The organism is Microbulbifer sp. (assembly GCF_036563125.1).
Lineage (GTDB): Bacteria > Pseudomonadota > Gammaproteobacteria > Pseudomonadales > Cellvibrionaceae > Microbulbifer.
The window spans coordinates 1-9,022 of record NZ_DATCMV010000173.1 but is presented as its reverse complement, the minus strand read 5'-3'; the positions used below and the strand labels follow the sequence as shown (position 1 = coordinate 9,022).

12 protein-coding genes are annotated in these 9,022 nt (G+C 58.2%); 3 read left to right on the top strand and 9 right to left on the bottom strand.

Features of this window, described 5'->3' with window-relative positions:
- The 8 genes from VIL80_RS14540 to VIL80_RS14505 all read right to left on the bottom strand — a co-directional run.
- On the bottom strand, positions 1 to 482 hold a 482-nt coding region (locus tag VIL80_RS14540), incomplete at its 3' end, for an acylphosphatase (protein WP_332036816.1).
- Positions 460 to 732: a hydrogenase/urease maturation nickel metallochaperone HypA gene (locus tag VIL80_RS14535; RefSeq protein WP_332036815.1), complete on the bottom strand. Its 273-nt coding sequence runs from the start codon at positions 730 to 732 to the stop codon at positions 460 to 462. The genes VIL80_RS14540 and VIL80_RS14535, both read right to left, overlap by 23 nt.
- Positions 714 to 1,199: a hydrogenase maturation protease gene (locus tag VIL80_RS14530; RefSeq protein ID WP_332036814.1), complete on the bottom strand. Its 486-nt coding sequence runs from the start codon at positions 1,197 to 1,199 to the stop codon at positions 714 to 716. The genes VIL80_RS14535 and VIL80_RS14530 overlap by 19 nt, the downstream gene beginning before the upstream one ends.
- Entirely contained in the window at positions 1,196 to 2,515 is a 1,320-nt protein-coding gene (locus VIL80_RS14525; RefSeq protein WP_332036813.1) for a Ni/Fe hydrogenase subunit alpha, read from the bottom strand. Before VIL80_RS14525 ends, VIL80_RS14530 begins: the two co-directional genes overlap by 4 nt.
- A complete protein-coding gene (locus VIL80_RS14520; protein WP_332036812.1) occupies positions 2,502 to 3,323 on the bottom strand; it encodes an NADH-quinone oxidoreductase subunit B family protein in 822 nt (273 codons plus the stop codon). The genes VIL80_RS14525 and VIL80_RS14520 overlap by 14 nt, the downstream gene beginning before the upstream one ends.
- Complete coding sequence (locus VIL80_RS14515; RefSeq protein WP_332036811.1) at positions 3,299 to 4,003, bottom strand: FAD/NAD(P)-binding protein; 705 nt, start codon at positions 4,001 to 4,003, stop codon at positions 3,299 to 3,301. Before VIL80_RS14515 ends, VIL80_RS14520 begins: the two co-directional genes overlap by 25 nt.
- A gap of 116 nt (positions 4,004 to 4,119) precedes the next feature.
- Complete coding sequence (locus VIL80_RS14510) at positions 4,120 to 4,602, bottom strand: cyclic nucleotide-binding domain-containing protein (RefSeq protein WP_332036810.1); 483 nt, start codon at positions 4,600 to 4,602, stop codon at positions 4,120 to 4,122.
- A complete protein-coding gene (locus VIL80_RS14505; RefSeq protein WP_332036809.1) occupies positions 4,599 to 5,720 on the bottom strand; it encodes a 4Fe-4S dicluster domain-containing protein in 1,122 nt (373 codons plus the stop codon). The genes VIL80_RS14510 and VIL80_RS14505 overlap by 4 nt, the downstream gene beginning before the upstream one ends.
- 143 nt (positions 5,721 to 5,863) lie before the next feature.
- Between VIL80_RS14505 and VIL80_RS14500 the strand changes: the two genes are divergently transcribed.
- The 3 genes from VIL80_RS14500 (at position 5,864) to VIL80_RS14490 (ending at position 8,422) form a co-directional block, all read left to right on the top strand.
- Positions 5,864 to 6,412 carry a GNAT family N-acetyltransferase gene (locus VIL80_RS14500; RefSeq protein ID WP_332036808.1) on the top strand — a complete coding sequence of 183 codons (549 nt, stop codon included), beginning with the start codon at positions 5,864 to 5,866 and terminating at the stop codon, positions 6,410 to 6,412.
- A gap of 70 nt (positions 6,413 to 6,482) precedes the next feature.
- Complete coding sequence (gap, locus tag VIL80_RS14495) at positions 6,483 to 7,481, top strand: type I glyceraldehyde-3-phosphate dehydrogenase (protein ID WP_332036807.1); 999 nt, start codon at positions 6,483 to 6,485, stop codon at positions 7,479 to 7,481.
- Positions 7,482 to 7,504: 23 nt separating this feature from the next.
- Complete coding sequence (locus tag VIL80_RS14490; protein WP_332036806.1) at positions 7,505 to 8,422, top strand: 1-phosphofructokinase family hexose kinase; 918 nt, start codon at positions 7,505 to 7,507, stop codon at positions 8,420 to 8,422.
- Between the two features lie 18 nt (positions 8,423 to 8,440).
- On the opposite strand, the gene VIL80_RS14485 is transcribed toward VIL80_RS14490, so the two are convergent.
- Positions 8,441 to 9,022 (bottom strand): GH36-type glycosyl hydrolase domain-containing protein (locus VIL80_RS14485; RefSeq protein WP_332036805.1); only part of this gene is annotated, 582 nt, incomplete at its 5' end.

Below are 9,022 nucleotides of genomic sequence, written 5' to 3'. Positions count from 1 at the left end.
TTCATAGCGGTGCGGGCACGGTCGTACGGTAACCGTTCGACGATGCTGAAACGCGGGCCGCAGCGTGTGCAATTGGTAAACGGGTAGCGAAAGCGTCGGTTTTCCGGATCACAAATTTCCTGCAGGCAGTCCTCGCAGGGTGCGAGATCCGGTGGAAGTACTGCGGCAACCTCGCTGCCGGTTTCGCTGGCACGGATGCGGAAACCACTATCCTGCTGAAGCGGGATGGGTGTGCTTGCAAGGTACTCGATTTCCACAAGTGCGGGTTTTTGCAGTGGCAATGTTTGCAGGAATCGACGCAGGTCCGTGCTCGTGCCCTCTATTTCCACTCTGACACCGGTGCAATTATTCACCGCCCAGCCACTCAGTCGGCAAGCAACGGCGAGTTTATAGATAAACGGGCGAAAGCCGACGCCCTGCACCAGCCCGCGAATATCGAGTCGAAGTCGTTCTCGAGCTTCAGCATTCATCGGTGTGTTCAAATTCCAGGCTGTCGAGGATGATGTCTTGCGCTTCCGGGTGGTGGATGTCCGGTTGTTCCTCGATATGTAATCGCAGTCCTTCCAAACCGGTGCCGGCCGTGGCCTGCTCGAAATGTTCGCGCAGGTGCTCGGCGGAAATATGAGCCAGTACCCCCAGGCGAAGTTTCGCGGCGATCAGGCGACCGTCCTCGGCGGCCGCGAGCCGCTGAATCTTTTCCAGCAGGTTATTGATCAGGGAATGTTCGTGCATAGAGAACCTCCGGAGTGTGTGTTTAGCAGGGCAAGAATCTCCTGTTCCACAATTTCTGCGGCGGCCTGTACCGCCGGCGACAGGCCGGCACTGATGGCGAAGTTCTCGCCACAGATCCCATAGATTTCCAGCCGTTGTGGCAACGCTTGTATCAGGCGGCCCATCTCCAGGGCCTCGCCGAGATTGATGCCGTGGCTCGAGGTGGTGCAGAGACTGGGCAGAATCTCCGCCGCGAGCCCGTCGAGGCGCAGGATCGCGCCGGTAGTGAGATCGTCGTCTGCCACGGCGTCCACCAGGCAGACATAGCGGTCTTTCCACACCTCCAGCAGGTTCGCCATATCGCCACCGTTTTCGATACACGGCACCGCCGGTTCAATGTGTGGCCGCAGTCTATGCAGCACGTAGGGGCCGACACTGTCGTCACCGCGAAAGCGGTTGCCGAGACTGATTACCGCCCAATCACTCATGACGCTGTCCTCTCGGCGCGCTGCAGGTGCATTTTCAGGAAATGGGTGGAGCAGGAAATACACGGGTCGTAATTGCGGATTGCCTGTTCACACTGCGCTTGCAACTGCTTTTCAGGCAGGTACATAAACTTCGGCAGCATCACGCGCAGGTCATCCTCGATGGTTTTCTGGTTCTGCGAAGTAGGCGCAACGATCTTTGCCTCGGCAATTTTGCCGGCGTCATCAATTTGATAACGGTGGTACAGCAGCCCTCTAGGTGCTTCGGTCGCGCCATAGCCCATTCCTGGTTTGGGTTCCGCATGTACATGGGCAATATCGGGCTGGCGGTAATTTTCGATAAGCCGCACGGCCTCATCGAAGGCAAAAAGTACTTCGAGGCTCCGCACTACGATGCTCTGGAACGGGTTAGCACAGAACGGGGCAAAGCCGATCTCGTCCGCCAGTTGTCGCACCAGTGGTGACAACCGCTCGTAGTTCAGGTTGTAGCGCGCCATCGGGCCAACAAAATAGGCACCGCGTTCAATCAGGGTACTGTGTAGTGCGCTGCTGTACTCGACATGCTCCTCGCGGAAATGGCCGTCATAGTCGCGTACCGGGATCGCGAGTCCGCGGGTTGAAACAATGGAACCCCGGTTCATCGGGTATTCTTCGGGATGGGACAGTGCGACAAACTCGTACTGGTCGGACAGCGCGCGCTCGAATTTTGGAAATGGGAGGGACGCCGCCCAGCGCACGGTCTCCACGGCCATGTCCCGCGCGTGCAGCAATTGTTCGCGCAGCGGCTGAAGCTCCCCCGCACTCGGCACCCGGTAGAAGCCCCCGACCCGCACATTGATCGGGTGCACCTCCCTGCCCCCCAGCAGGCTGACGATGGCATTGCCGGCTTTTTTGATCTGCAGGCCGTCCTGCACAAGCTGCGGGTGGTCTTTGGCCATGGCAACAGCCCCGGGATAGCCGAGGAAGTCTGGTGCGTGCAGCATATAGATATGCAGTGTATGGCTCTCGATCCACTCGCCGCAGTAGATCAGTCTGCGCAGTGCATGCAGTTCTGGCGGTAGCGTGAGACCCAGGGCGTCTTCCATCGCATGTACGGCACTCATCTGGTATGCAATCGGGCAGATGCCGCAAATGCGCGCAGTGATATCCGGCGCTTCGCGAAAATCCCGGCCGCGCATAAATCCTTCAAAAAAGCGCGGGGGCTCGAAAATCTTCAACTTTACGTCGTGCACGCCGGCGTCGTCATAGCGGATGTACAGAGCCCCCTCACCTTCCACGCGCGCCAGGTAATCGACCTTGATGGTTTTACTTTTGGCCATCGTCACCTTCCTGGCGCCGGCTCTCCGCTTCGAAATCCGGAGCTGCGGCATTGAAGTTGCGCAGGTTTTCGATCACCACCGCTTTCTCGGCACCCAGTTCGCGCTGCCACCAGTGGCACAGGGAGGCCGTATTGGGGTTTTCTTTCGGGCCGTAACATCCGTAACAGCCGCGGGAATACGCCGGGCAGATAGCGCCGCAGCCGGCGTGTGTCACTGGCCCCATACACGGGGTTCCGTGCGCTATCCAGATGCACACATTGCCGCGCATCTTGCACTCAATGCAGACCGAGTGTGCCGGTACCTGCGGCGGGCGCCGATGGAGGTAAGCACTGATGACTTCCAGCAGCTGGCGCTTGTTGATCGGGCAACCGTGCAGCTCGAAATCCACTGCGACATGGGCACTGATGGGCGTGGAGGTCTTGAGGGTGTCGATATAATCCGGATGAGCGTAAACCGCGGCGATAAAATCCTCCACATTCGCGAAATTCCGTAGCGCCTGGATGCCGCCCGCGGTGGCACAGGCTCCGATGGTCACTAGTACCCGGGACTGCGCACGGATCTCACGGATTCGCCGCGCTTCATCCGCAGTGGTGATCGACCCCTCCACCAGCGACAAGTCGTAGGGCCCGGGGGACGGGTTGCTGGAGGCTTCCATGAAATAGGCAATTTCCACACAGTCCGCCAGCTGCAACAGTTCATCCTCGCAATCCAGCAGGCTCAACTGGCAGCCGTCGCAGGAGGTGAATTTCCACACCGCCAGGCGCGCCTTGGGTTTGGTGTCGCCTAGAGCGCGCGTAGGTTGAACCACGATTGCACGCTCCCGTAACGGAAAACCGGCCCGTCTTTACACACAAAATTCGGCCCCCACTGGCAGTGGCCACAGAGCCCGGTGGCACATTTCATATTGCGTTCCATCGACAGGTAGATGGCGCTTTCAGGAACTCCCTTGCCAAGCAACGTCTGTATGCAGAAGCGCATCATCACCTCCGGGCCACACAAAAACGCTACTGTGCACTGGCCGTCGATGTGCGCGGCCTCCAGTGGCTGGGTAATGACGCCAACCCGCCCGCGCCACCCGCTATCAGCTTGATCGACGGTCACGGTGAGTTCCAGGTTTCCCTTGCCGTGCTCGGATTCCCAGCGCTCCAGCTCCCGTCGGTAAAGGAGTTCTTGCGGCCGGCGCGCGCCGTAAAACAACCGCACTCGCGCGGCACGCTGGCACCCTCCCAGCAGGCTGTAAACCAGCGGCCGCAGGGGCGCCAGCCCCAGCCCGCCGGCTATGATCAATATCTCCCTGCCGGCTGCAGCTTCGAGTGGCCAACCGCAGCCAAAAGGGCCACGTACACCAATCACTTCCCCCGGTTTCAGTCGCGCAAGCGCCTGTGTTGCCAAACCGTGGCTGCGGATGGTGTGTGCGTAGCTGTCGTCATCTGCCGGCGAGCCGCTCATGGATATAGGCACTTCACCGGCCCCAAACGCGTACAGCATATTGAATTGGCCAGGCGCAAATGGCGCTGGCCGGTTCGTGGATTCGGGGCGAATTTGCAGGGTAAAGGTACCCGTATATTCTTCGCGGCGTTCATCGATCCGAAACAGCGTCGGTATCATTGACCGCGGTCCAGGGGCGGACGCTGCAGGCTGTAAACATCCATCAGCTGCATACGGGTTGCGCGCAGCCGCTGGGTGACGATGCGCGAGAAGCGCTTGACCAGTTCATAGCCCATTTCGGTGTCCGTTTCGCATTTCTCCCGCAGGCACTTACCATCGAGCCGGATTGCATGCACCTCATCCACCGCGCGGGCATCAAAGGTCCAGAGATAGGGAGGGAACAACCAGGACCAACCGAAGATGTCCCCGTTGTGGAGTGTTTGCAGACACAGTGCACCGTAATTGGGGACGAAACATTCCACCGCTACTTGCCCGTCCCGGATCAGGAAAAAGTGATCCGCAGGCTCATTTTCCCGCGCGATATATTCGCCGGCATTGTAAATATGGTTTTCTCCACAGCCGGCGATAAAGTCCAGGTGGCTTTCGTTCATGCCGTTGAAGAACGGGTGCTCGTGCAGCAGTTGCGCCATGCTTTTCATGGTTTTTCCAGTTCTCTTATACGTTGTAGTTCTTCTGTGAGGTCTATTCCCACCGGACACCAGGCAATACAGCGACCACAGCCGACACAGCCAGAGCTGCCAAACTGATCGTGCCAGGTGGCCAGTTTGTGGGTCATCCACTGGCGGTAGCGTGAGCGCGTATCCGGCCGCACCGCACCGCCGGTGATGTAGCTGAAGTCGCCGGTAAAGCAGGAATCCCAGCGCTCCCAGCGCGCTGCGTTGTCACCGCTGAGGTCTGTGGTGTCTTCCACCGTTGAGCAGAAACAGGTGGGGCACGCCATGGTGCAGTTGGCACAGCTGAGGCAGCGATCCGCTACCTTCTCCCATGCCGGACTTTCGTAATTTCGATACAACAGGTCCTTGATATCCGAACTGTCGAAGTGCCGCGGGCCCTTTTGCATCTGCAGTTTTGCAGCCTGTATTCCCTGCTGTACGCGCTCGATGTGCTGTTGTTCTGCTGGCTGTACCGGTAACTGCCGTAGAATTTGTTCGCCCCGTTCGGAACCGGCGGCGATCACAAAAAAGTGTGTTTCACCGTCAATGACTTCCGTCATGCTCAGGTCCGTTGGCAGCGTTACTTCCGGCCCGGTATTCATCGATGTGCAAAAACAGGTGGATGCGGCGGCGGTGCAGTTCACCGCAATGACCAGTAATGGTTTTCGTCGCCTGGCGTAGCTGTCGTTGGAAAAATGCTCGCCCAGAAAGACCCGATCCTGAATCGCAATGGCGTGCAGCTCGCAGCTGCGGACCCCGATAAACGCCAGTGAAGGCACCGGCTCTTCGACCCCAACGATCCGGACTCCAGTGGTATTTTTCTCCGCCCGCCATATCTCGCGCCGCGGCAGCTGCAGGAATTTCTTCCAGGAGTGGGGACCGGCGGCGTAGCCGAAATAGGCACCGTCATCCCTTCTTTTTATTCGGTACTGGCCTTTTTCCTGTTCATCGGTCCAGCCGCGCGGCAGGTCGCGTGCACTGTGGATATCGTCATAGACAATCGCGCCATCGCGTAAAACCGGCCCGACCAGCCGGTGTCCTTCCGCACCAATGATCTGGATAAGCACATCCAGGTCGTCTGCCTGCAGCAGGAACTTTTCCATGATTCCACCGCCCTACCCGGTCCCGGGCCGCCAAAGATTGTGCACGAATTGCCTCTGTGGAATGGGCGGTAACAAACGCACAGAACTATTATTCAGGCAGAGTGTAGAAACTGACGGTACCACTTGAGAGGAGACAGGTGACAATGTCGAATGAACATCATCACGAAGCACTATCCAGAACGGTCACAGAGAAATTACGCAATGGCCAGGTGGTGACAATACGCCCACTGGACAGGGCGGATATCGACCTTGAGCGCGATTTCATCATCAATCTCTCGCCGGAATCCCGCCATTTTCGTTTTCTCGGTGGCGTCGGCGCCCCAAGTGAAATTCTTCTGCAGCAGCTCACAGATATAGACCATGACCAGCGGGAAGCGTTTATCGCCACAATCGAAAGCGATGGTGGAGAAAAGGAAATCGGTGTTTCCCGTTACGCGCTTGACACTGCGGGCAAATCCGCCGAGTGCGCGGTAGTTATCGCGGATGACTGGCAGATGCAGGGGCTTGGCACCCTGTTACTCAACCGTTTGATTGAATCTGCCCGTGCACGGGGTATTGAGCACCTCTACTCGATCGACTCGGCGGCGAATTCCCGGCTGCGTGAAGTGGCGCGCAATATGGGCTGGGATTGCCGCACCGATCCGGGAGATCACACCCAGGTTATCTATACCCTCGACCTGACCGCGGTTTAACGAAATGTGTCGATGCGGGGTTGCCATCAATTGCCCCGTTTGATCGCAGATGTACATTAGGAAATAACGAATGAGAATCGGCATAAATGGACTTGGTCGTATTGGCCGACAAGTACTGCGCATCGCACTTGAATCCCATCACGGCGGTATCGAAGTGGTGCACGTGAACGACCTGGCCAGTGTGGAAAATCTCGCCTATCTACTGGAGCTGGATACCACCTACCACACCCGCGACATGAAGGTTCACGGTGAAGGCAATGTACTGCTGGTTGACGGTCAGGCAATTTCTGCCAGTTCAGAGAAAGATCCCACCAAACTGCCCTGGGGTGAAAAAGGCGTAGATGTTGTATTCGAGGCTACGGGAATGTTCCGTACCAGAACCGGGGCCGCCAAGCACATCACGGCGGGCGCGAAAAAAGTGCTTATTTCCGCACCGGGCCAAAGCATGATCGATGGTCATTTTGTGGTTGGCGTCAACGATCACCGCTATGACCGGCATCGGCACAACATCATTTCCACCGCTAGCTGCACCACGAATTGCCTGGCGCCTGTGGCCAAGGTCCTGAACGATGAATTCGGTATCGAGCACGGCATGATCAATACCATCCATGCCTATACATCCTCGCAGAATCTCGTTGATGGCCATGCCAGCAAGTTCCGCCGCGGTCGCGCCGCGGCGGCCAACCTGGTGCCCACAACCACCGGCGCGGCAGCGACCATCGGCCTGATCCTGCCGGGGTTGGCGGGCAAACTGCACGGATGTGCCGTGCGCTCGCCGTTGAAGTGCGGTTCTTTGCTCGATCTCACCTGTACCTTGAAAAAAGGTACCAATGTCGACGAGGTCAACAATGTATTCCGGCATTGGGCGGAAGGTCCGTTAAAGGGCATTCTTGCGGTGGACGACCGGGAACTGGTGTCGAGTGACATCGTGGGCAAGCCCTACAGCGCCATCATAACCACCAAAGACACCCTGATGGTGGGCGACAAATTCCTTAAGGTGTTTGCCTGGTATGACAACGAGTGGGCGTTTTCACAACGCTGCGTGGATATGATCACGCGGATGATGTAGCCACCAGTGAAAGCAACGCTCTGATGACGATCGTCACCATTACCCTGAACCCCTGTATCGACAAGACGGTATCCGTCGCGCAAATCCTGCCCAACTGCAAGCTCGCCTGTCGCGACGTGGGCGCGTATCCCGGCGGTGGGGGCCTTAACGTAGCCCGTGTTATTACCCGGCTAGGCATCGATGTCTCCGCCTACTGGACGTGCGGTGGTGAAAATGGCCGCAAGCTTGGGCAATTCCTCGATGCCGAAAAGGTCCGGCACCTGCCGATTCCGATTGCGGCATCGGTGCGTGAGAACCTGATTGTTCAGGAGGAGTCCAGCGGTAACCTCTTCCGCTTTGGCATGCCGGGCCCCCTGCTTGCGGAAACAGAGCGAAACCAGTGGCGGGAGCAGGTTCGCCAAATCCCCTCTTCCACCCAGTACGTGGTGTTTAGCGGAAGCTTGCCCGAGGGCACGCCACCGGAATGGTACGGCGAGCTGTTGCGGATGGTACCCGAGGGGATACATGTGGTGGTGGATACCAAAATGGCCGCACTGCGACACGCACTCGCGGTCGGTGTGTATCTGATCAAACCCAATGTGCGCGAATTGGAGGAGCTGGTTGGGCGGGAACTCACCGATGACACAGCCATCGAACAAGCGGTGCGCGAAATCATCGACCGCCGCGGTGCCGAAGTGGTGCTCCTGTCCCTCGGCAGGGCGGGCGTGATACTCGCTACCAAAGATGGACTGGAGCGCATATCAGCGCCGTCCGTTCACCTGCGGAGCAAGGTCGGGGCCGGCGATGCCGTGGTCGGCGGGCTACTGTCTGCCCTATCACGGGGTATGGCGCTATTGGAGGCGGCAAAATTCGGCGTGGCTGCCGGCGCCGCAGCCGTCATGACTGAAGGAACCGAATTATGCCGCAGCGAGGACGCCGAGCAGCTGTTTAAACAAATGTGACCAAGCCTTGAGATCGTTCTATTCCGAGCTTGTCATTTTTGCGGCGGCAAATACGAGCAGCACACGATGATTTCCGCCATCGTCCATCAGTGGAATTCGCTCGCCTGCAATCACTTTGTCATCCACTGTCAGTTCGCCGATAGTGCGCGGACATTCGCCGCAGTTTTGCACTTCTATTTCATACCGGCTGTTGCCGAAACGCAGTGACAGGCGGAACTCACCCCAGGTTTCCGGCAGGCAAGGCTTAATTTCCAGACTGTTACCTTCGAGAATACGCACGCCCAACAACGCTTCCAGGGCACCACGATACAGCCAGCCGGAGGCACCGGAATACCAAGTCCAGCCACCGCGCCCCTCATGGGGAGGAACCCCGTAGACATCGCCGGCGAGTACGTATGGTTCGGTGCGATAGCGGGCGACGCCCTCCGCGCTGTCGGTATGGGTAATTGGGTTCAACAAACTGAACAGGTGGTGCGCGCGCTCGCTGTGCTCCAGTCCCGCTGCAGCCCACACTGCCCAGGTCGCCGCATGGGTGTACTGGCCACCGTTTTCACGAATACCCGGTGGATAGCCTTTGATGTAACCCGGATCCTTCTTGGT

What these genes read in the sequence shown, in the direction of transcription:
- VIL80_RS14535 (WP_332036815.1), bottom strand. Translation starts at nt 732, where the DNA reads ATGCACGAACATTCCCTGATCAATAACCTGCTGGAAAAGATTCAGCGG.
- VIL80_RS14530 (WP_332036814.1), bottom strand. Translation starts at nt 1,199, where the DNA reads ATGAGTGATTGGGCGGTAATCAGTCTCGGCAACCGCTTTCGCGGTGAC.
- VIL80_RS14525 (WP_332036813.1), bottom strand. Translation starts at nt 2,515, where the DNA reads ATGGCCAAAAGTAAAACCATCAAGGTCGATTACCTGGCGCGCGTGGAA.
- VIL80_RS14515 (WP_332036811.1), bottom strand. Translation starts at nt 4,003, where the DNA reads ATGCTGTACGCGTTTGGGGCCGGTGAAGTGCCTATATCCATGAGCGGC.
- VIL80_RS14510 (WP_332036810.1), bottom strand. Translation starts at nt 4,602, where the DNA reads ATGAAAAGCATGGCGCAACTGCTGCACGAGCACCCGTTCTTCAACGGC.
- VIL80_RS14505 (WP_332036809.1), bottom strand. Translation starts at nt 5,720, where the DNA reads ATGGAAAAGTTCCTGCTGCAGGCAGACGACCTGGATGTGCTTATCCAG.
- VIL80_RS14500 (WP_332036808.1), top strand. Translation starts at nt 5,864, where the DNA reads ATGTCGAATGAACATCATCACGAAGCACTATCCAGAACGGTCACAGAG.
- gap (WP_332036807.1), top strand. Translation starts at nt 6,483, where the DNA reads ATGAGAATCGGCATAAATGGACTTGGTCGTATTGGCCGACAAGTACTG.
- VIL80_RS14490 (WP_332036806.1), top strand. Translation starts at nt 7,505, where the DNA reads ATGACGATCGTCACCATTACCCTGAACCCCTGTATCGACAAGACGGTA.